Origin of the sequence: Allosaccharopolyspora coralli (assembly GCF_009664835.1) — a bacterium.
GTDB classification, from domain to species: Bacteria; Actinomycetota; Actinomycetes; order Mycobacteriales; family Pseudonocardiaceae; genus Allosaccharopolyspora; species Allosaccharopolyspora coralli.
In genome coordinates, this window is record NZ_CP045929.1 from 200,526 (window position 1) to 220,748 (window position 20,223).

20 protein-coding genes, 3 tRNA genes and 1 pseudogene are annotated in these 20,223 nt (G+C 67.7%); 14 read left to right on the forward strand and 10 right to left on the reverse strand.

Features of this window, described 5'->3' with window-relative positions:
- Window positions 1-42: 42 nt before the first annotated feature.
- A complete protein-coding gene (hisC, locus tag GIY23_RS00925; RefSeq protein ID WP_154074924.1) occupies window positions 43-1,098 on the reverse strand; it encodes a histidinol-phosphate transaminase in 1,056 nt (351 codons plus the stop codon).
- 333 nt (window positions 1,099-1,431) lie between these two features.
- On the opposite strand from hisC, the gene GIY23_RS00930 reads away from it, so the two are divergent.
- The 4 genes from GIY23_RS00930 to GIY23_RS00945 all read left to right on the forward strand — a co-directional run bounded on the left by GIY23_RS00930 (window position 1,432) and on the right by GIY23_RS00945 (window position 4,661).
- Window positions 1,432-2,133: a dienelactone hydrolase family protein gene (locus GIY23_RS00930; RefSeq protein ID WP_154074925.1), complete on the forward strand. Its 702-nt coding sequence runs from the start codon at window positions 1,432-1,434 to the stop codon at window positions 2,131-2,133.
- Between the two features lie 230 nt (window positions 2,134-2,363).
- Entirely contained in the window at window positions 2,364-4,355 is a 1,992-nt protein-coding gene (locus GIY23_RS00935; protein ID WP_154074926.1) for an acetoacetate--CoA ligase, read from the forward strand.
- 100 nt (window positions 4,356-4,455) lie between these two features.
- Window positions 4,456-4,544, forward strand: a tRNA-Ser gene (locus GIY23_RS00940).
- A gap of 44 nt (window positions 4,545-4,588) precedes the next feature.
- A tRNA-Arg gene (locus tag GIY23_RS00945) sits at window positions 4,589-4,661 on the forward strand.
- A 311-nt stretch (window positions 4,662-4,972) separates the two neighbouring features.
- Here the strand turns inward: GIY23_RS00945 and GIY23_RS00950 are convergent.
- Window positions 4,973-5,611: pseudogene (locus GIY23_RS00950) on the reverse strand (2-keto-3-deoxygluconate permease); the annotation flags it as partial.
- A gap of 26 nt (window positions 5,612-5,637) precedes the next feature.
- Here GIY23_RS00950 and GIY23_RS22860 point away from each other — a divergent pair.
- Entirely contained in the window at window positions 5,638-5,817 is a 180-nt protein-coding gene (locus GIY23_RS22860; RefSeq protein WP_228717758.1) for a 2-keto-3-deoxygluconate permease, read from the forward strand.
- On the opposite strand, the gene GIY23_RS23330 is transcribed toward GIY23_RS22860, so the two are convergent.
- Complete coding sequence (locus GIY23_RS23330; protein WP_222850207.1) at window positions 5,732-5,929, reverse strand: 2-keto-3-deoxygluconate permease; 198 nt, start codon at window positions 5,927-5,929, stop codon at window positions 5,732-5,734. The two genes, GIY23_RS22860 and GIY23_RS23330, sit on opposite strands and share 86 nt — an antisense overlap.
- A 33-nt stretch (window positions 5,930-5,962) precedes the next feature.
- Between GIY23_RS23330 and GIY23_RS00965 the strand changes: the two genes are divergently transcribed.
- Both GIY23_RS00965 and GIY23_RS00970 read left to right on the forward strand, forming a co-directional pair.
- The gene (locus tag GIY23_RS00965; protein ID WP_154074929.1) at window positions 5,963-6,853 is read left to right on the forward strand and encodes an EamA family transporter; all 891 of its coding nucleotides are present in this window, start codon (window positions 5,963-5,965) and stop codon (window positions 6,851-6,853) included.
- Window positions 6,854-6,867: 14 nt separating this feature from the next.
- A complete protein-coding gene (locus GIY23_RS00970; protein WP_222850208.1) occupies window positions 6,868-7,737 on the forward strand; it encodes an SDR family oxidoreductase in 870 nt (289 codons plus the stop codon).
- A 76-nt stretch (window positions 7,738-7,813) separates the two neighbouring features.
- Here the strand turns inward: GIY23_RS00970 and GIY23_RS00975 are convergent, their stop codons facing one another.
- Both GIY23_RS00975 and GIY23_RS00980 read right to left on the reverse strand, forming a co-directional pair.
- Window positions 7,814-9,028: an alpha-hydroxy acid oxidase gene (locus tag GIY23_RS00975; RefSeq protein ID WP_154074931.1), complete on the reverse strand. Its 1,215-nt coding sequence runs from the start codon at window positions 9,026-9,028 to the stop codon at window positions 7,814-7,816.
- Window positions 9,029-9,061: 33 nt separating this feature from the next.
- Complete coding sequence (locus GIY23_RS00980; RefSeq protein WP_154074932.1) at window positions 9,062-10,777, reverse strand: L-lactate permease; 1,716 nt, start codon at window positions 10,775-10,777, stop codon at window positions 9,062-9,064.
- Window positions 10,778-10,888: 111 nt separating this feature from the next.
- Here GIY23_RS00980 and GIY23_RS00985 point away from each other — a divergent pair, with 111 nt between their 5' ends.
- The gene (locus GIY23_RS00985; protein WP_154074933.1) at window positions 10,889-11,668 is read left to right on the forward strand and encodes a FadR/GntR family transcriptional regulator; all 780 of its coding nucleotides are present in this window, start codon (window positions 10,889-10,891) and stop codon (window positions 11,666-11,668) included.
- A 118-nt stretch (window positions 11,669-11,786) separates the two neighbouring features.
- Here GIY23_RS00985 and GIY23_RS00990 read toward each other — a convergent pair whose 3' ends face one another.
- The 3 genes from GIY23_RS00990 to GIY23_RS01000 all read right to left on the reverse strand — a co-directional run bounded on the left by GIY23_RS00990 (window position 11,787) and on the right by GIY23_RS01000 (window position 13,812).
- Window positions 11,787-12,266 (reverse strand): YbaK/EbsC family protein, encoded by a 480-nt coding sequence (locus tag GIY23_RS00990; protein WP_154074934.1) that lies wholly within the window; start codon window positions 12,264-12,266, stop codon window positions 11,787-11,789.
- 103 nt (window positions 12,267-12,369) lie between these two features.
- On the reverse strand, window positions 12,370-12,564 hold the full coding sequence (locus GIY23_RS00995; RefSeq protein WP_154074935.1) for a hypothetical protein: 195 nt from the start codon (window positions 12,562-12,564) through the stop codon (window positions 12,370-12,372).
- Window positions 12,565-13,131: 567 nt separating this feature from the next.
- Window positions 13,132-13,812: a TetR/AcrR family transcriptional regulator gene (locus tag GIY23_RS01000; protein WP_187351980.1), complete on the reverse strand. Its 681-nt coding sequence runs from the start codon at window positions 13,810-13,812 to the stop codon at window positions 13,132-13,134.
- A gap of 282 nt (window positions 13,813-14,094) precedes the next feature.
- On the opposite strand from GIY23_RS01000, the gene GIY23_RS01005 reads away from it, so the two are divergent.
- Complete coding sequence (locus tag GIY23_RS01005; RefSeq protein ID WP_154074937.1) at window positions 14,095-14,316, forward strand: antitoxin; 222 nt, start codon at window positions 14,095-14,097, stop codon at window positions 14,314-14,316.
- 134 nt (window positions 14,317-14,450) lie between these two features.
- Here GIY23_RS01005 and GIY23_RS01010 read toward each other — a convergent pair whose 3' ends face one another.
- Window positions 14,451-15,422: a prephenate dehydrogenase gene (locus GIY23_RS01010; protein WP_154074938.1), complete on the reverse strand. Its 972-nt coding sequence runs from the start codon at window positions 15,420-15,422 to the stop codon at window positions 14,451-14,453.
- Window positions 15,423-15,730: 308 nt separating this feature from the next.
- Here GIY23_RS01010 and GIY23_RS01015 point away from each other — a divergent pair, with 308 nt between their 5' ends.
- The 4 genes from GIY23_RS01015 (at window position 15,731) to GIY23_RS01030 (ending at window position 17,207) form a co-directional block, all read left to right on the forward strand.
- Window positions 15,731-16,219 (forward strand): tRNA adenosine deaminase-associated protein, encoded by a 489-nt coding sequence (locus tag GIY23_RS01015; RefSeq protein WP_154074939.1) that lies wholly within the window; start codon window positions 15,731-15,733, stop codon window positions 16,217-16,219.
- A complete protein-coding gene (locus GIY23_RS01020) occupies window positions 16,216-16,686 on the forward strand; it encodes a nucleoside deaminase (RefSeq protein ID WP_154074940.1) in 471 nt (156 codons plus the stop codon). Before GIY23_RS01015 ends, GIY23_RS01020 begins: the two co-directional genes overlap by 4 nt.
- 77 nt (window positions 16,687-16,763) lie before the next feature.
- Entirely contained in the window at window positions 16,764-16,994 is a 231-nt protein-coding gene (locus GIY23_RS01025) for a CsbD family protein (RefSeq protein WP_154074941.1), read from the forward strand.
- A 125-nt stretch (window positions 16,995-17,119) separates the two neighbouring features.
- Window positions 17,120-17,207, forward strand: a tRNA-Ser gene (locus GIY23_RS01030).
- Window positions 17,208-17,261: 54 nt separating this feature from the next.
- Here the strand turns inward: GIY23_RS01030 and GIY23_RS01035 are convergent.
- Window positions 17,262-17,891, reverse strand: coding sequence for a M23 family metallopeptidase (locus tag GIY23_RS01035; RefSeq protein WP_154074942.1), 630 nt, complete (start codon window positions 17,889-17,891; stop codon window positions 17,262-17,264).
- 1,503 nt (window positions 17,892-19,394) lie between these two features.
- Here GIY23_RS01035 and GIY23_RS01040 point away from each other — a divergent pair.
- Window positions 19,395-20,054, forward strand: a complete 660-nt coding sequence (locus tag GIY23_RS01040; RefSeq protein WP_228717759.1) for a GAF and ANTAR domain-containing protein — start codon at window positions 19,395-19,397, stop codon at window positions 20,052-20,054.
- Window positions 20,055-20,223 lie beyond the last annotated feature (169 nt).

A 20,223-nucleotide genomic window follows, 5' to 3' on the forward strand; every position in this document is an offset into this window, starting at 1 on the left:
CGGGCAGGAATGGTGAACGCGGGTTCCGTCGGTCGCGCGAAGTCAAGGACGGTACGACTTGGCGGCGGCGAGGAACGCGTCGTTCTCGTCGGGCTTGCCGATCGTGACCCGCACCCCGTCCCCGGCGAACGTGCGCACCACGACCTTGTTCGCCATGCAGTGATCGTTGAACGCCTGCGCGGTGTCGCCGAGCGGCAACCAGACGAAGTTCGCCTGGCTCTCGGCGACCTCGAAACCGAGGTCCAGCAGGCCGGAGCGCACCCGGTCACGTTCCTCCGCGATCTCCGCGCAGCGAACCTTCAGCTCGTCCTCCGCATCGAGGGAGGCGAGGGCGGCGGCTTGTGCGAGCGCGTTCACGCTGAACGGAATGCAGACCTTGCGGAGCGCCTCGATGATCTTCGCCGGTCCGACCGCGTAGCCGACACGGGCACCGGCGAGGCCGTAGGCCTTGGAGAACGTGCGCATCGAGACGACGTTGTCGCGTCCCCGCAGCAGATCCATGCCGTCGGGCGCGTCCGGGTCCGTGACGAACTCGAAGTAGGCCTCGTCGAGGATCACGACCGTGTCTGTGGGCACCGCGTCGAGGAACCGCTCGAGCTCGGCCCGGTGCAGCACGGTGCCGGTGGGGTTGTTCGGCGTGCACACGAACACCACTCGTGTGTTCGGCGTGATCGCGGCGCGCATCGCTTCCAGGTCGAGCGCGTGGGCGTCGGTGACGGGAACGGTCACCGGAGTGGCTCCGGCGATCCGGGTGATGATCGGGTACGCCTCGAACGAGCGCCACGGGAACAGCACCTCGTCCTCGGGTCCGTTGCAGGTGGCCTGCACGATCTGCTGGCACAGAGCGACGGAGCCGCAGCCGACGGCCACCCGGCCGGTGTCCACCCCGAAGCGCTCGGCGAGCACCTCGGTCAGCCTGCCCACGGCGATGTCGGGGTAGCGGTGCACCTCGCAGGCAGCGGTCGCGACGGTCTCGCGGACGCCGGGCAGGGGACCGCCGGAGACCTCGTTGCTGGCCAGCTTGATCGCGCCAGGAACGGACTTCCCGGCGACGTAAGCGGGAAGCTGGTCGAGGTCCGCGCGGGTGCGCACGCTCATGCTGACTCCTTCGTCTCCTGCGGTCCGGCTCGGCGGCGCGATGTGCCGTCGCGGGCCGCGTCGAGTTCCCGTGCGGGTGTGCACGGTCGTCCTGTGCAAGGTAGCCGCTCGCGTCGTCCCGGCGCACTCACTGTGCGGCCCCCGCCCCGAGCTGCGGTGCCGCCGCGTGCTGGCCGGACGGTGCTCCGTGTGCTGACCGCCCAGTGCTCCATGTGCTGACCGCACAGTGCTCCCGTGTGCTGACCGCACAGTGACGAACCGCTGTCCAGACCGCTGCTCCGTCTGCATGATCACGTTGACTCGTGTTCACCGTGTCGTGGTTCCCTGCGGGACATGACCGACACCCGGATCGAGACCGTCGCGCTCACCGACGGCACCGAACTCCGCCTGACCGTGGCCGAACCGGACAACGTCGTCCGTGGTGGTCTGGTCGTCCTGCACGAGGCTCGCGGCGTCACGCCGCGCGTGCGGGAACTCGTGAGCGCTCTCGCCGAGGAGGGGTGGTTGGCGGCCGCCCCGCACCTGTACCACCGGATCGGTGTCGACGAGCTCGATGCGGAGCACCTGGACGAGGACGTGCACGATCAGGTGCAGGATCTCGACGTCGACTCGGTGATCGACGACGCGGACGCGACGTTCCTGTGGCTCGGTGACCGGGGCGTGGCCGTGGACCGGCTCGGAGTCATGGGGTTCGACGTGGGTGGTGCCGCCGCGCTGGTGGTCGCCGCACGCAGGCAGCTGGGCGCGGCCGTGACCATCGGTGGCGGCGGAATCCTGGAGCCGCTGTCGGACTCCCTGCCCGCACTGATCGACATCGTCTCGGACGTGGGCTGCCCGTGGCTGGGTCTCTACGGCGCCGATTCGAGCATTCCCCGCGACCAGATCGACAAGTTGCGGGAGGTCGCCGACGGTGCACCGGTGGCGACGGACGTGGTGCGTTTCCCCGCGTCGGACCACCGCTTCGAGTCGGAGCCGGAGTCGGCTCACGAGGCGTGGAAGCGCACGCGGAACTGGTTCGACCTGCATCTGCGTTGACTGTCGCGTCGGCGCTGATCAGGAGGCCTTCGGCACGGTTGTCCGCAAGGTTGCCCACAAGCCGGAGCGGTGTTGTCCACAGCCGCGGGGCGAGTTGTCCACAGGCTCGCCGTAGGGTGTGGAGAACAACCGTGCCAGGTCCCCGGTGAGCAGGCGACTCACACACAACCTCCTGCGAACAGCCCTTCGCAGGTGGCCGAATCGGGACCGAATGGGTTAGGAAAAGTCCCATGACATCAAGCACCCCCGAGACGACGCCCGAGCTGCTGTGGGAACCGACCCCGCAGCGTGCGGAGGCCAGCAGGATGGCGACCTTCCGCAGGTGGCTGAACACGGAGCGCGGACTCGACCTGCCCGACTACTGGGCGCAGTGGCGATGGTCGATCTCCGACCTGGAGTCGTTCTGGGGTGCGATCGCCGAGTACTTCGACGTGGCGTTCCACGAGCGGGCCGAGCACGTGCTGCCCGAGGAGGTCATGCCGGGAGCACGGTGGTTCCCCGGCGCGACGCTCAACTACGCCGAGCACGCGCTGCGCGCGGGCGACGGCAAGGGCGAGAACGACCTCGCCGTGATCTTCGCGCGTGAGGACGGCGTCCGTGAGGAGGTCACCTACGGTGAGCTCCGCTCTCGCGTGGCCGCCGCCCGCGCCGGGCTCCGCGAGCTCGGTGTCGGAAAGGGCGACCGGGTGGTGGCGCTGGCGCCGAACAGCCCGGAGACCATCGTCGCGTTCCTCGCCGCCGCGAGCCTCGGTGCCACCTGGTCGTCGTGCTCGCCGGACTTCGGGGTGCGTGCCATCGAGGACCGGTTCGTGCAGATCGAACCGACGGTGCTGGTCGCCGTGAACGGCTACATGTACGGGGGGCGCAGCTTCGACGTGCGCTCCACCGTCGACGAACTCCGCTCGCATCTGCCGAGCCTGGCCGCCACGGTGCTGGTCGACTACATCGGCACCGGTGGGCAGCTCGACGGTGCCGTGAACTGGTCGGAGATGCTCGACCGGCACCGCGACGCCGAGCTCGCCTTCGACCCGGTGCCGTTCGAGCACCCGCTGTGGGTGCTGTACTCCTCGGGCACGACCGGCTTGCCGAAGGGCATCGTGCACGGGCACGGCGGCATGGTGCTCGAGCAGCTCAAGGCGGTGGGGCTGCACTGCGATCTCGGGCCGGGGGACCGGTTCTTCTGGTTCACCACCACCGGCTGGATGATGTGGAATTTCCTGATCGGTGGGTTGCTCACCGGGACCACGATCGTGCTTTTCGACGGCAGCCCGGGGCATCCGGACCTGTCGACGCTGTGGCAGCTCACGGACCGCTACCGGGTCAACTACTTCGGCACCTCGGCGCCCTTCATCCAGACGTGCATGAAGCGCGACGTGCACCCGGCGCGGGACAACGACCTGTCCGCGTTGCGCACGCTCGGCTCGACGGGGGCGCCGTTGAGCAGTGACGGGTTCCGCTGGATCGCCGACGAGGTCGGCCAGGACGTGCAGATCGCGAGTGTGTCCGGCGGCACCGACCTGTGTACCGCGTTCGTGGGTGCGTCCCCGGACCTGCCGGTGTATCTCGGAGAGATCTCGTGCCCGATGCTCGGCGCGGCCGTCGCCGCTTTCGACGAGCAGGGTCGTGAGGTGCACGACGAGGTCGGCGAGCTGGTCCTCACCAAGCCGATGCCGACGATGCCGGTGTTCTTCTGGAACGACCCCGACGGTTCGCGACTGCACGAGTCGTACTTCGACACCTTCCCCGGCGTGTGGAGGCACGGAGACTGGGTGCGCATCACCCCGCGCGGCACGCTCGTGATCTACGGCCGCAGCGACTCGACCCTGAACCGGGGCGGGATCCGGATGGGCACCGCCGAGTTCTACCGCGTGGTCGAGGGCTTCGACGAGGTGGCCGACTCGCTGGTGATCGACACCTCCGGTGCGGGGGAGACGGACGGCGAGCTGTTGTGCTTCCTGGTGCTCGCGGAGGGTGCGGAACTGGCGGACGTACAACCGAAGCTGAGGACCGAGCTGCGCGCCCAACTGTCGCCGAGGCACGTACCGAACCGCTTCGTCGTCGTCGACGAGGTGCCGCAGACGCTCAACGGCAAGAAGCTGGAGGTGCCGGTGAAGAAGATCCTCGCAGGCACCGCCCCCGAGAAGGCCGTCAGCAAGGACGCCCTCCGCAACCCGGAGGCCCTCGCGCCGTTCGTGCGGTTCAGCCAGGATTCACCGCGTTGAGGTGGCGTCGGGGAGGCGCCGAGGCAGCCTCCCCGACCCCCCCTGTGCGGTCCGACCGGCGAGGTGTGTAGGCTTTTCTCCGGTGGCCGCGAGGACGCCGGGAGGCTTCGCCTAGTCTGGTCTATGGCGCCGCACTGCTAATGCGGTTGGGGTTTACGCCCCTCCCGGGTTCAAATCCCGGAGCCTCCGCCGAGGAACTCGTTCCAGGACGAGCGACTCGAACAAGAGAACAAGCGCCCGTAGCTCAACGGATAGAGCATCTGACTACGGATCAGAAGGTTTGGGGTTCGAATCCCTACGGGCGCGCGTCTGGTCGAGACAGAAGCCCCCAGTACGCTGGGGGTTTTCTCGTGCCCGAGGTCAAGTTCAGGGACACGCTCCGGTACGGGTGCCAACTTTGCACTCACCTGTTCGTCACCGAGTTCAGCGCCTCCGCGCTCGCGCGGGAGACCGGGCCCGGACCATCTGGGTGTTTAGCGTCTTCGACGATTGCGACCTCCCCAGCACGTCGGCGATCTCACAAATGATCGACCGCCGGCGACGGGGAGCGCGCCGACCTTGACCCGCACACCCTGACCCCACTGATCAGCTCCGAGCCGGGGGACCTGTTCTGTCCCCTACGTCTCGGGTTGGGTGATTGGCGCTGTCGGCACTTGGCCGGTCTCGTAGAACGCCTCTTCGTTCTTGGGCGTAATCCCTCGACGTTGTTGCCAGCGGCTGATGTACGCGACCAGGAACGGTGCGGTGAACGCCGTAGTGACCACGGCGGCCGCGACTTGTGCGGTGGCGACCCCTTGGACCGGCATCAAGGTCGGGTCGATCGTCGCAACCGCGAGAGGAGTCGCGATCGCGTTTCCAGCGGTGCTTGCTTCGCACACACCGCTGATCACGTTCCGCGTCGGAGCTGGGTGGCGGCGCGCCCGGTGCCACGCGTAAAGGCTGAGAACTGCGGCGCCGCCGGAGAAGATGACTGTGGCCAGACCGAGAGCGATTCCGATCGCGCCGGAACCGGCAAGGACGGTGAAGTCGATTCCGGCTCCGAGGGCGAACGCCGCGAAGGGGATGATCAAACGTTCGCCGGGAGCGAGGAAATCGCGGGCACGCTCGCTGCCGTTGCCAAGGATGAATCCCAGGAGCATAGGGAGGATCGCAGCGAGTAGTGCCATCAACGGAAAGTCGGCCAGGCCCGCTGCTCCCATCGCGATCATGGTAAGGAACGGGCCGTCGTTGATGGAGAGAATCGAGATCGCGCCTTTGTCGGTCTTGTTGGTTCCTGGGCGCCATCGTCAACACCGTCGCCCCCGAAGCCTTGATGATCGGCAGCTTCACGACGGCACTGTTCAAAGAAGGCGCACCCGTTCTCATCGGCCTCTTCTTCATGTCGATCGGGGCGCAGATTCAACTGCGAACCGCCCTGCCCTCGCTGGAGAAGGGCGTGGTGATACTCCGAACTCGCTGGTGAGTGCAACGTAGAGTGATCCGTTGGAGTTCGACATGGCAGCGATGATCGCGAGCGGCAGGAGACTCCATAGACTCCCCTCCGGGGTGAGGAACGCGACCAGGAGACCACACACGACAGCGATGCCGTACTTTGCAAGGTCGTCGGGGTGACAGCGCTGACCGCGCTCGCGCCCGCCAGTTGGGGAACGACGTACCTGGTCACGACCGAACTACTACCGCCCGGCTACCCGCTGTTGTCGACGGTGATCCGATGTCTGCCCGCAGCGCTTGTGCTGCTGGTGATCACTCGGAAACTGCCGCACGGGAGCTGGCTGTGGCGCGCGCTCGTTCTCGGCACGCTCAACATCGGCGCGTTCAACGCTCTGCTGTTCGTGGCTGCCTATCGGTTGCCGGGTGGTGTCGCGGCGACTTTGACGTCCGTGCAGCCGTTGCTGGTCGTGGGCTTGGCCTTCCTGCTGCTGGGTGAGAGGCCCACACGATGGCGGCTGGGCTGGGGGCTGGTTGGCGTCGTCGGTGTCGGGTTGATCGTGTTGCGCGGTGAGGTCTCGTTCGATCTGTTCGGCATCGTGGCGGGCATCGCCGCCGCATGCTCGATGGCCACGTGCGTGGTTCTGACCCGGCGGTGGGGGCGCCCTGACGGCGTTGACGCGAAGGCCATGGCCGGCTGGCAGCTCGCGACCGGCAGTCTTGTTCTGGTCCCCTTCGCGCTCGCTTTCGAAGGAGTTCCGCCCACCGTTGGCCTTCCTGCTGTTGCCGGTTACGCGTGGCTGTGCGTGGTCGGGGCCCTGTTGTCGTATCCGATCTGGTTCAACGGCATCGCCACGCTGCCGGTCGTCGCCGTTTCTTTTCTTCCCCTCCTGTCCCCGGCGGTTGCCACGATCCTGGGCTGGCTGCTGCTCGGCGAGGCTTTGACCCCCTGGCAGGGACTCGGTTTCGCGCTTGCGCTCACCGCCATCACCGCGGCGCAACTGCCCCCGCGCAGTCTGCGTTCGTCCGCTGTTCGTGCAGGTTCCACCCCCAACACACAAGGAGAATGACCGTGACTCGCACCGTGCTGCTCACCGGAGCCACCGGAACTGTGTCCACCGCTTTGCGGCGCGAACTCGAAGGAACAGACGTGCATGTGCGCGCGCTGGTACGCGACCAGAGTCGCGCCGACGAGTTTCGGGAACAGGACGTCGAGGCCGTCCTCGGTGACTTGGAGGATCCGCACACGCTCCCGGCTGCCTTCGCGGGAGTAGACGACTTGTGGCTGCTGACTCCGAATGGCCCACGCGCGCCGGAAAACAACATGAACGCGCTGTGGGCTGCCCGTCGAGCCGGTGTCGAACGCGTGGTGCGTCTGTCAGCCATCGGTGCGGCGCACGACGCCCCGAACCGCAGCGGACGCTTGCACGCGCTCTCGGACCGGGAAACCGAACACAGCGGATTGCAGTGGACGATCCTGCGGCCGCACTGGTTCATGCAGAACCTGCTCAACGAGGCCGGAGACATCGCTGCCGCCGACACGTTCTCACTGAACATGGCTTCCGCGCGGCTGGGCATGATTGATGCACGTGACATCGCCGCCTGCGCCGCCCGCGTTCTCACGGACAACGCGGACCGACACCACGGCCAGACCTATACCCTCACCGGCCCGCGTTCGCTGACCTTCGATGAGGTTGCCGACGAGCTGAGCCGCGCACTCGGCAGAACGATCGCTTACCTGCCGGTCAGCGACGAGGTCAAACGTAAGACACTGCTCGGCTACGGAGTTCCACAGTGGATTGTCGACATGCTTGAGGAATACGCCCAGGCCTATGTCACCGGTTGGGGCGATACCGTGACGGAGTCCGTCATGAACCTCGTTGGCCGGTCTCCACGCACAATCTCAGATTTCGCGCACGACCACGCCAAGATGTTCGTACGGCCAACGTCCTGACAGGCTGTGGCTCCAAGTGACCCGGCGGCTCGCGCTCTCGCGCTCGGTCGAACGCGAGCCGCCGTGCGAGTCGCGCTCAGCTGGGCAGTGTGACGTGCTCCGGCCGGAGGTCGGCCGTGCGGCTGACGCCGAGCAGCTGCATCGTGCGGGTGATCTCCGAGCTGAGGATCTCGACGGTGCGGTCGACTCCCCGCTCGCCGCCCGCCATCAGTCCGTAGAGGAAGGCTCGCCCGACGAGGCATCCGTTCGCGCCGTGCGCGAGCGCGGCGATGATGTCGGCGCCGCTGAGGATTCCGGTGTCGAGCAGGACTTCGCCCCGGCCCTGGAGTTCGTCGACGACCTTCGGGAGCAGCTGCAGTGGGGTGGGCGCGCGGTCGAGCTGCCTGCCGCCGTGATTGGACAGCACCACGGCGTCCGCGCCCGCGGCGACCGCGTCACGCGCGTCGGTGGTGTTCTGCAGGCCCTTCACGATCAGCTTGTGCGGCCAGATCTCCCGCAGCCATTCCAGGTCGGCGAACGTCACCGTGGGGTCGAACATCTTGTTGATGAGCTCGGCCACGGTGCCGTTCCACGAGGACAGCGAGGCGAACGAGAGCGGCTCGGTGGTCAGCAGGTTGAACGTCCACGCCGGATGCATCGCGCCGTCGAAGAAAGTGCGGGCGGAGAGCGCGGGCGGGATCGTCAGCCCGTTGCGTGCGTCTCGGTGCCGTGCGCCTGCGACCGGCGTGTCGACAGTGAGCATCAGTGTGTCGTAGCCGCTGTCCAGCGCGCGGACCACGAGATCCTTGCTGGCCTGGCGGTCCTTCCAGATGTAGAGCTGGAACCACTTCCGTGCGTCCGGCGCCGCAGCGGCCACGTCCTCGATGGAAGTGGTGCCCATTGTGGACAGCGTGTACGGAATGCCGGTCCGCTCGGCGACGCGGGACACGGCTCGTTCGCCCTCGTGTTGCATCATCCGCGTGAATCCGGTCGGGGCGAACGCAAACGGCAACGCGGACGGTTCGCCCAGCAGTTGCACGGAGAGGTCCACAGTGGAGACGTCACGCAGCACCGAGGGATTGAACTCGAGCTGCCGAAAGGCCTGCCGCGCACGACGCAGGCTGGTTTCGTCCTCGGCGGCTCCGTCCGTGTAGTCGAACGGTGCCTTCGGTGTGCGGCGCCGGGCAGCCTCTCGCAGGTCGGCGATCGTGTGTGCGTTGGAGAGCCGGCGGCGGGTGCGGTCGAGTTCCACCGGTTTGGGCCGCAAGAGGGGTTTGAGCTCGGACCAGCGGGGGATCTGTCGCGTACTCACGAGAGGTCCTTTCGTTGTCAGGCGGATTCGGGGCTACGGCAGCATCCAGGCCAGGACGGTGGACTGGAGGAAGACGAGGACGCAGAGAGTCAGCAGCAGGCCGATGCTCCATTTCAGTGTCGTGCGCAGTAGTCGTGCTTCCTGGTTGACGAGGCCGACCGCGGTGGCCGCGATGGTCAGGTTCTGCGGGCTGATCATCTTTCCCATCACGCCGCCGGAGGTGTTGGCGGCGACCAACAGGGCCGGATCGAGGCCGACCTTCTCGGCGGCGACTTGCTGCAGCCCGGCGAACAGCGCGTTCGCGCTGGTGTCCGAGCCGGTCACCGCTACACCGATCCATCCGAGGACCGGGGACAGGAAGGCGAACGCCGCGCCTGCGCCCGCGATCGCGGTGCCGATGGTCGTCGTCTGCCCGGACTGGTTCATCACGTACGCCAGGGCGAGCACGCCGACGACGGCGAGGGCGGGCAACCGCAGCGATCGGGCTGTGCTTGCCAGATCGGACAATGCCGTACGCAGCGGCATGCGATACCCGGCGGCGACGCCGAACCCGCAGAGCAGCAGCAGGCTTCCCGGTGTGGACAACCAGGCCAGGCTGAACTCCGTGGTGTCGGAGGGCTCACCCGAGGCCTCCGTCAATGCTCCGTACAGGCCCGGCCACGGGATCTCCACGTCCGTGCTTTCCAGGGCGTCGCCGAGCGGCTCCCACAGTTTGACCACCGAGAACACGACGACGACCAGGAGATACGGGAACAGTGCTCGAGTGATCCGCGCTGCGCCGAGCCGTTCCCGGCCGGGCGTCATCGTGGCAACGCCGCCGGTGTCCTGCGACGCTCCGGTGGCCTGCGGTTCGCCGGTGTCGTGCGATGCTCCGGCGTCTTGCGGTGTCTCGGGCGTCGCGTCGGACACGAGGCGCTGACGCGCGGCCTCGCCGCCGCGTGGCTGCCAGAAGCGGAGGAAGACCACCAGCGCGAGCGCGCCGGCCAGCGACGAGACGATGTCGGTGAGCTGCACCGACACGAAGTTCGCCGAGGCGAACTGGGCGATGGCGAAACCGGCACCGGTCACCAGAGCCGCGGGCCACGCCTCGCGCGCACCGCGCCGTCCGTCGACGACGAGCACGAGCAGGAACGGGACGAGGAACGCCAGAAGCGGCGTCTGCCTGCCGACCACGGCGCCGATGTGCTCGTACGGGATTCCGGTCAGCTCACCGGCGGTGATGATCGGGGTACCCAGCGCGCCGAACGCGACGGGCGCGGTGTTGGCGAGCAGGACCGTGACCGCGGCGCGCAGTGGCGGGAAACCGACAGCGACCAGCATCATGCCGGTGATCGCCACCGGCGCGCCGAAACCGGCGAGCGCTTCGAGCAGGCCGCCGAAGCAGAACGCGATGACCACGGCCTGAATCCGGGGGTCCGGAGAGATCATGCCGAAGCACGTCCGCAGGTCCTCGAAGTGCCCGCTGGTCACGGTCAGCTGGTGCAGCCAGATCGCGGTGAGCACGATCCACATGATCGGCAGCAGGCCGAACGCGGCACCTTGGCTCGCCGACGACAGCGCCATGTGCACCGGCATGCCGTAGGCGGCCACCGCCACGGCCAGGGCGGTCGCCAGGCCGGACAGGGCGGCCCAGTGTGCCTTGACGCGGAACACTCCGAGCAGCACGAACACAGTGGCGAGGGGGAGAGCGGCGAGCACCGCTGACAGCGCCAGGCTTCCGCCGAGCGGGGCTAACTCCGGTGTGTACACGGGTGCGGCACCTCGTCTCCGTAGCAGCTGGGTCGACCTTTATATGGTCGGACCAAGGTGAGGCAGTACCCTAGACACGACGCAACGGGCTGTAAAGGTTTGGGGACAGAGATGGCGGGATTCGACGCCGGCCACGCTCCGGAAGGCGGCAGCTCGTGGCGCCCGGTGACGCGCTCGCGAACCTACGAGTTGGTCATCGACCGCATCGAGGAGCAGATCGTCAGCGGGCAGCTGCAAGTCGGTGACCGCCTTCCTCCCGAACGCGATCTCGCGCAGATGCTGGGGGTGAGCCGAGCCGCGGTCCGCGAAGCCCTTCGCGCGCTCGAGGCTCAGGGTGTTCTGCGGATGTCGGTCGGGACCGGTCCCGACTCGGGAACGACGGTCGCTGCGCTGCCCAGCGAGGCGCTGAACCGGCTGCTGCGCCTGCACGTGGCCCTCGCGAACTTCCCGATCCAGCACGTCGTCGACGCGCGGGTGATGCTCGAGCGCGAAAGCGCCCGCCACGCCGCGGACCGGGCGACGGAGGCCGATCTCAAGGAGATGCGCGAACTACTCGCGGCCATGGACGACCCGGACTGTGACCGCGAACGATTCAACGAGCTGGACACGGAGTTCCACGTCGCGATCGCCGAAGCAGGCGGCAACCGCCTCGTCGCCGACATGACGACCGCGATCCGCGAGTCCATGCGCCGCCCGCTGCTGGACGCCTTCCGCGAACTCGGCGACGCGTGGGCGCCGATCGCCGACGGGCTCAGGAACGATCATCACTCGATCTGCGAGGCCTTGGAGGCACGCGACGGCGCCACCGCGCAGCAACGCATGGAAGACCACATTCGCGACTTCTACCGCAACGGTTGGGGAGCGTACGTCTCCGCCGAGGCGGCACAGTAAGAGGCCCACGGGTGATGTGCGTTTGCAGAACCTCACCTCGCGGCCGGTCCGGGGGCGGAGACCGACGCGTGGGACAACGTCACCGCGTCGCTGCCACAGGGAACGTCGATCGGTCGCGTCAGCCGGACGCTTCCTGCGCGACTTCGGTGGAGAGCCCGCCGGTCAGTCGGACGAGCTCGTCGTGGGAGGTGGGGAACATGGTGTGCTTCGTTCCGCCGCCCGCCCACACCGTGGGGTAACCGGTGAGCGCGCTGTCCACGACCGTGCGGATCGGTTGCGGGTGGCCGACCGGCGCGACTCCGCCCACGGGCTGTCCCGTACATGCGAGAACGAACTCGGGGTCCGCCCGCTTGATCGGTCCGATCTCCAGTCGTGCGGCCACTCGCTGCGTGTCCGCACGGTGCGCGCCGCTGGTGATGATGAGCAACGGTTCGTCACCGACTCGGAACACGAGACTGTTCGCGATCGCCCCGACCTCGCAGCCGAGCCGCTGAGCTGCCACGGCCGCCGTCGGGACGGTGTCCTCGAACTCGACGATCTCGCCGGTCGCTCCCCACCCGCGTAGCCGCTCGGCCACGTCTTGTGCGACTTGGTCCATGGGGCGCAGCGTATCCGCGAACCTTGCGCGCTGTCCCCGGGGTGCGGGGACAGCGCAGTGGAGCCCCACCAGGGGAGGGCTCCACTGCGAGCGTGTTCGGAACTCAGCCGATGATGCCGGCGTTGATGATTCCGATGTCGTCGTCCGACGTGTAGTTCCAGTCGATGTCGGTCCAGTTGCAACTCCAGTGGTTGCATTCGTGGCCGCCTGAACCACCTGCCGAAGCGACGCCCATACCGGCGAAAGCGAGCGGCAGGGTGAGTGCGCTGACGACCAGCGCGCGGGACAGCGAACGCATGAGCGACCTTTCTGTCGGTGAGCTCCCCCAGATCCCGCCCCGAACGTGCTTCGGAAGCGTGCCGGGAGCAAGGGGCTGGCGACTTCCTGTCTAGCGCCCCGGCGAATGTCGCGGCTAGGCGTCGTCGGAGCTTTCATTCCATGGTGTCCGAAGTGGAACGCCGTCGAATTCATTGTGGTATGGCGTCACTTTCGTGGGAACTCTGTCTCTCACTCGTCCGTGATCACCGCGAACCGAGAGAGAACTAGAAAAAGGTCCAGGATTCCTGGCTGTTCTCCATCGACGTCGCCTCGCCCGACCGAAGGTGAACGGAATTCTACTGTGGAGTCTGGAACTTTCGGGTCGAATTCACCGTCTTGTCGAGTGATCTCGTCCGGTGAGCAGTGGCAGTGAGTGAACCCCCTGTTCGGGATCGGCGAGAACACCGGCGGCTCCTCGGGGGGACGGTCCGCAGGCTCGGGAACCGCTCCGGGAGCACGACCAAGGTCCCCTTCGGGCTCCTCGCGTCGCGCTTCGGAGTGCCCGCGCCGATGAACTCCCTGTGGTCGATGGATCCGCCGCGAGCGGTCAACCCGCGGAGCCGGGCGGGTAGACCTCGTCGCGGTACGCGGCGAGCGAGGTCTCGAACAGGGCGACAAGCTCGGCGGCTGCGACCCGGAGCTGGTCCGGCGTCGGTGGTGTGTCGGGCTCGAAGGCATGCCGAATCGTGTCGGCGAGCGCGTCCTGCCGCGTCGTGAGCGGCAGCTCCGCCAGGGTCGTGTTGACGTTCGGGGCGAGCAGGAAGCCGGTGATCGTCGCCTCGATCGCGAGCTGGAGGTTCGGTATCTCCGCGCGTACCAGACGGTGTCGGCGCAACAGTGGGTAGAGCTCGTCGGCGTGGACGAGCGCGCGCTTGTGCTGACTCGCGTCGGCGAGCGTGCCGAGCAGCTCGGGATCACCGGTGAAGATCGCTTCCAGGAGTGGCTGCTCCCGCACGGCGGTGAAGAGGTCGCGCAGGAACCGGTGCGGCCTCGCCTGTGCGGGATCGTCCCGAAGCAGTTCGACGATCGCGGTGCTACTGCGGATGCTTTCCCGGATCAACAGCGCGTCGAACAACTGCCGCTTCGTGCGCCAGTGCAGGTAGACGGTGCCTTTGCCGATACCGGCTCGGCGGGCGATGTCGTCGATGGTGACCTTGCGGTAGCCCATCCGGGTCAGCAGGTCGCCGGCAGCGTCGAGGATGCGATCTGCTCGTTCGTTGCGGTCCACCACTGCACCTGCCTGACGTGACGCTCGTCGAGCAGTGTCCGACGCGTTGACTGGATGACGTGTCGACCACATGACCAACTGTCGAATCTAGTCATACAGAACTTCTCGGGACTGTGCAAGGGGCGGGAAGGCCGACGACCATCGAGATGCGCAGGTCGTGTGGCCCCAACGGGTGAGTTCCGGCGAGCGTTCCGCGGGGTACGAGGTCTACGGTCGGAGCTGTATCGCCCGTACTGTGCGCTGGATCACCTGGCGCGCGGGTGCTCCGCGGAAGGGACGAACATGGGATTCGGCGACTTCAAGGACAAAGCCCAGAACATGGGCAAGGAACACGGCGACAAGATCAGCCAGGGCATGGACAAGATCGGTGAGAAGGCCAAGGAGAAGTTCGGCCACGAGGACAAGATCGACCAGGCCATGGAGAAGGGCAAGGACATGTTCGGCGGCGGCTCGCAGGGCGAGGAGGGCCAAGAGGGCCAGCAGGACCGAGACCAGCAGCAGTAACTCGCGCTCACCGCTTCACCCGAGCCGCGACCGGAGGGCGCACCGCGCTCCCTCGCAGGCGGTGGTCGGAGCGGATCATGAGGGGTCGCCCCGGCCGACGGGGCGGCCCCTCGGCGTGCGCGCGACCGGCGGGCTCACACGATCGGGACGTCGGCCTCCGCGGAGTCCTCGCTCAGGGACACCACACGACCCCCGCGTTCGCCGATCTCCCGAAGTCGCTCGGCCGCGTCCGGGGCGGACCACCGCACGCTGAGCGGTTCGCGGGGAGCCGACCGCAGCTCCTCCCACTCGATCCGCGCCACGTGACCCGCATCCACAGTGGACTTGAGGCCGCCGGTGGAGGACAAGGAACCCCGCGCCGCACCCAGTCTGCCGAGTGCGTCGTCGACGGCGTCGATGAGCGCGCCACGGTTCGCTTCCGTCATCGAACGCACCAGCTCCGGGTCGCTCGCCGAGACGCGGGTGCCGTCGCGGAACGAGCCGGCGGCCAGCGACAACGCCAGCGGGCCGCCCGTCCCGGCGGCAGCGGCGAGCACGGCGGCGAGGACGTGCGGCAGATGCGAGATCCGCGCGACCGCGTCGTCGTGCGCACCGCTCGAAGCCGGTACCACGTGTGCGCCGCAGTCCAGGGCGAGAGCCGCCGCCTCGCGCCACGCGGCGAGGCCGGTTTCCTCGTCGAGCGTCACGGCCCACGGGGCGCCGGTGAACAGCTCTGCCGAGCTCGCCTCCCAGCCGGACTCGGTCGCGCCGGCCATGGGGTGTCCGCCCGCGTATCGGACCTCGGGCAACAGACCGCGGACCTCGGCCGCGACCGGGTCCTTCACGCTCACGACGTCGGTCAACCACGCCTCGGGGGCGTGCCAGGCAACCAGGCGGAGCACGTCGCGCACGGCGGTCACCGGAGTGGCGACCACGACCAGCGCGTCCTCCGCGGCGGCACGGTCCAGCGCGTCCTCGGTGCTCTCGACACGGTAGCCGGCCGCCCGAGCGGCCTCCGCGTCCTCGTCGGAGGCGGTCGCGCCCCACACGTCCCGGCCCGCAGCGCTCGCGGCGCGCAGCACGGAACCGCCGATCAACCCCAACCCGATGACACAGACAGCACGCATGAACACATCCTGCCGCACAACGAGGGGCGCGTGGCAGCGGAACCTCCTCTCTCGCGGCCGGCTGCGGGGTCGTCGACATCATGGAGCGATCTCCACCACGTCGACGCTGTCCTCGCCGTCACGAAAGGAGAACCCGCCGGGGGCTGGCGTGCTCGGCGGCGGGAACCTCTCGGCGCCCTGTGCCCGATCAGCCTTCAAGCCGCGCGGCCACCACATCGGCCTTGTCGGATCGGGTGAATCGGCTCCCGGAAGGTGACGTGGCCCCGATGGTGCTTTCGGGTGGCACCCGGACGCCTTACGGTGTGTGCATGACGGTGCAGGAGCCGGTGCCGGGCTTCGCCGTTGCCGTGGTGCGTGAGGACGGCAAATGGCGATGCAGCGCGATGGACAGCTCGGTGATGACGAGTGTGGACGCGGCGATCACGGAGCTGCGCGGGTTGCGATCCACCGGCGCCGTTTTCGGCATGTGCAATGTGGACGACGAGTTCTTCGTGCTGGTCCGGCCGACGCCGGGTGACGCGGATCTACTGGTCTCCGACGCCGCTGCCGCCCTCGACTACGACATCGCCGCCGACGTCCTCGACCTGCTGCGGGTGGAGACCCCGGACGAGGACGACGACGAATTGTGGCCGGAGGGCAACCTCGCGATCCTCTCCGATCTCGGACTGCCCGAGGGGGAGCTGCTGGTGATCATCGAGGAGGTCGACCTCTACCCGGACGAGCAGCTCGAGATGATCGCCCAGCGCTGCGGGTTCGGTGAGCAGTTCGCCGGGCTGATGGAGAAGCTGGACCAGTGACCAGTCCGGCCGGTTCGGACCAGGAGCTGGTGCGGGCCGCGCTCGAGGTCGCGCCCGCCGCACTGTCCACTTCAGACGTTCCCGTCGGTGCGGTCGTCGTCGCACCGGACGGCTCGATGCTGGCCACCGCCCACAACGAGCGGGAGGGGCGGGGCGACCCGACGGCGCACGCCGAGATCCTCGCGCTGCGAGCGGCGGCTGCTCGGTTCGGGGACGGCTGGCGCCTGGAGGGCTGCACGCTCGCCGTCACAGTCGAACCCTGCACCATGTGCGCGGGTGCGCTGGTGTTGTCCCGGGTCGCACGTGTCGTGTTCGGCGTGTGGGAGCCGCGCACGGGCGCAGCCGGCTCGCTGTGGGACGTCGTCCGGGACCGGCGGTTGAACCACCGGCCCGAGGTCGTGGGTGGGGTGCTGGCCGACGACTGTGCCGCGCTGCTGGACACGTTCTTCTCCGGCCATCGTGAGTGATGTACGTCACTTGTGCGTGGAATGGCGCACGTGGTGGGTACCTGCGGGATGGACGCCAAGACACCAGGAGGTCGCTCATGGGTGTGTTCGACAAGGCCAAGCAGCAGGCACAGCAGCTCACCGGCAAGGCGAAAGAAGCCGCCGGCAAGGCGAGTGGTGACGAGAGCACCGAGAACGCGGGCAAGCGGGACCAGTTCGAAGGCAAGGCCAAGGAGGTCGGCCAGGACATGAAGGACAAGGCCACCGGAGCCGCTGAGTCGGCGAAGGAGCGCTTCGGCGGCAACCGGTCGGGTGGCGGCCAGTCCTGATCGTCTCGACGTTCGCGAGCCCGCTCCGTGTTCCGTGGGGCGGGCTCGCTCGTGTGTCGGCGCAGTTCACGGGCCACTCTCCCCCGCTGTCCGGGGTCGCTGGGCGATCCGTTACGCTAATCCACGGTAGCGTGTCCGAGCGGCCTAAGGAGCGCGCCTCGAAAGCGCGTGAGGTGAGAGCCTCCGTGGGTTCGAATCCCACCGCTACCGCCACCACGAAAGCCGGTCACCCCACAGCGGTGACCGGCTTTCGTTATTCGGTTGCCGTCAGGCAGGCAGGCCGAGCGCGTCCCAGACGACGAACGGGTCCATGTCGTCGCACGGGCCGATCGCGGAGGCTCCCCAGTTGCCCTCGGCGGCGCGGTAATGGACATGAGCGTGGTTCAGGCCGTCCGCCACGGTGCCGACCTCCGCCCACTTCTCGCCCTGGGAGAACGTGTCACCGACCTGCATCTCGGACCCGTCCAGCAAGTGGCCCAGGGTCATGCTCATGTCGATGTCGGGGAAATACACCTGGATCCAGCGGTGATAGCCGCCGTCGTCGTAACCGCGGCCCACGACTTCTCCCTCGCCCCAAGCGTAGATCGGGCTGCCGGTTGCCGCGCCCACGTCCAGGCCCTTGTGCCGCTGGTCCCCGTTGCAGCCGAACTCGTAGCCGGGGATGTAGGCGTTGTACGAGGTCGTGGTCTCTCCGTTGGTGACGCCCCACCACGTGTTGTCCGGTAAGTCGTTCGGTACGACGGCGCTCTCCGAGGTCGAGGCGACCGCGGGGCGTTGATGCGCTGGAGCGGGTTCCGCGGCGCCGGCCGTCGCTGTGGCGCCTGTCAGAAAGAGTCCGGCGGCCATGGCGACGAGGGTGATGCGGCGAGCTGTGGTGCGAGCGAGCGATGTCCTCATGGTGAATTTCCCTCTCAAGGCCAGACCGAGTGGTGAATGATGAACAAGTGTCAGCTGCGCGGAGGGTTCAGCACAAGGCTCGCGGGATTCGATCGGCTGATCAGCGCAGTAGCCGTTGTCCGTCCGCCTGGTCGTTCGCCGCCGAACGGCCGAGTCCCGGATCCGGCGCCCACCGGACTCGCCGTGCGGTGGTGAACTTCCGATTCAACCCGACCGGTTGTGTCCGCAGTGGACACGGCGACCGCAGTCCGGAGCCGGTGCCGCGAGCGGAATAGTGCCCGGGTTCGTAGCGTTGGACGTGACGTGGTGGTTGAGCCGAAGCTGCCTGACTGACGATCACGGCGATGTGTCGCCGGGGCTAGCGCACTGGGGAGTGACACATGGCCTTCCATGCACCTTCACGCTTATCCAACCAAGAAGACGCGGGCGAACCGGACTTCGTCTGCCGGGTCTGCGGCCACCGAACGTTCAGCGAGGACACGCCGCACGAATTCGCCGGAGGACTCAGCGACCGCCTACTCTGCCAGGCCTGCGGCGCGCACTACCAAATCTGAGAGTGCTTTTTGGAACTGGCTTGTGTGCCCGTAGGGCACGGTCATACGTGTCCAGCCTCGGCAGGGTAAGGGGCTCCGGCGTGTCAGTTCGTGCCTCGCAAGGCAGGGGTTCTCGCCGCGTACGCCTGGTACTCAAGAGGACCCCAACGCCGCGAGGCGCGAACTGGGGCGGCGGTACCGGACCACTCACCCAAGTTCCAAAAACGCCCTCTGAGATTCGTCGGCACACCGTGCACAGAGCCCCGGGCGCTCGCGCGCTCCGGGGCTCTGAACTGCTGTTGAAGGTTCGAACCCGTGAAAACTATGAGTTCCGCACGAGTTCATTCTCATTCCACTGTGTACGCCGGGCTTCGTTCTCGTTCTCGAACCGCCGGGAGTCCCTCGGGTATGCGGGGCCCCCTCGGGGTGTGGTCACTCCGACTTGGCGTGCTCACGAGGATCCACCCGGTGACCATGCAGATACGCCACTCGCGCCTGCACCATCGTTGACCCCACCCGGATAATCGCCCGTGTGGGTCGGGTCAGAATTGCGATCATGTTGCGCATCAGCCAGCCTCCTTCTCTCCCAGTGAGTGGGCGGCTAGCTACTGAACCGCGCCCCTGGGGTACCCATCCGGACGCCGGACAACACCGGTTTCACAGCGGTACACCGGCGGGCCGTGGTTCCCAGGACGCCGCCGGAGACACGCCATTCCGAACACGATGCGAGCGTGTTCGAACGCCCTCGCTTGCGAGCGCGGTGACCTCCGTGGACCGTTCGGAACAGCTTTCACGGAGAGTGCATGGGGGAAGCCTTTCTGCCCGTAAGGCACGGTATACGTGATCAGCCTCGGCAAGGTGAGGGCTTCGGGCGTTCGGAGTTCGTGCCTGGCAAGGCAGGGGTTCTCGCCGCGTACAACCTGGTACTCACGAGGAACCCAACGCAGCGCCTAGTCTGGACTTTCTCGGGCTGCTTGCGGAAAAGGCCCATCAGCACCTCAACGTCGCTGCGGCTGCTGTCATCCTCTCCGACCAGCGTGGCGGGTGGCGGCCCACCGCCGCCTCGCACGAAAGCGCCGAGCTCATCTCCCTGTTCACCGCACAAACCCGCGACGGCCCCTGCCTGGACTGCGTGCAGAGCGGTACCGCCATCACCAGCCCCGACCTGCACACCGAGCAGCGTTGGCCGTCCTTCACACGCCTAGCCCTCCAGGCCGGCTACCAGGCAGCCGCCGCGGTGCCGCTGCGCTCGCGGCACCAGATCATCGGCAGCCTGACCCTGCTGGGCACCGAACCCGACGGACTCGAACACGCCAGCATCCAGCTGGGACAAGCCCTGGCCGACATGGCCACCATCGGCCTGCTGCAACAACGCGCGTCCCGCCGCGGAGACCTGCTCGCCGGGCAACTGCAAGCCGTGCTGCACCATCGTGTGGTCATCGAACAAGCCAAAGGCGTGTTGGCCGAAGCCGGAAACATGGCTCCTGAGGACGCTTACCGGACGCTGCGCGACCACGCTCGCCAGCACGGCCAGCACCTCTCCGAACTCGCTCGCGGACTCGCCACCGGCACCATCCGCCCCCACGAATTCCTCGCCACACGCCCTGCTTCCGACGACACCACCCGCTAACTCGACCGCGCCTCGTGCACGTGAGATCGCGACGCGAGGGCACCGAGGTAGGGACGAGACGGACGGAGTCCACTCGCGCCGCGACACTCGTAGGCATGCCCGCCCCAGCCACTAGCTACACACCCGGGCACCTCGCTCACCCGTTCAGTGCAGCCGCGGCCCGTACTGT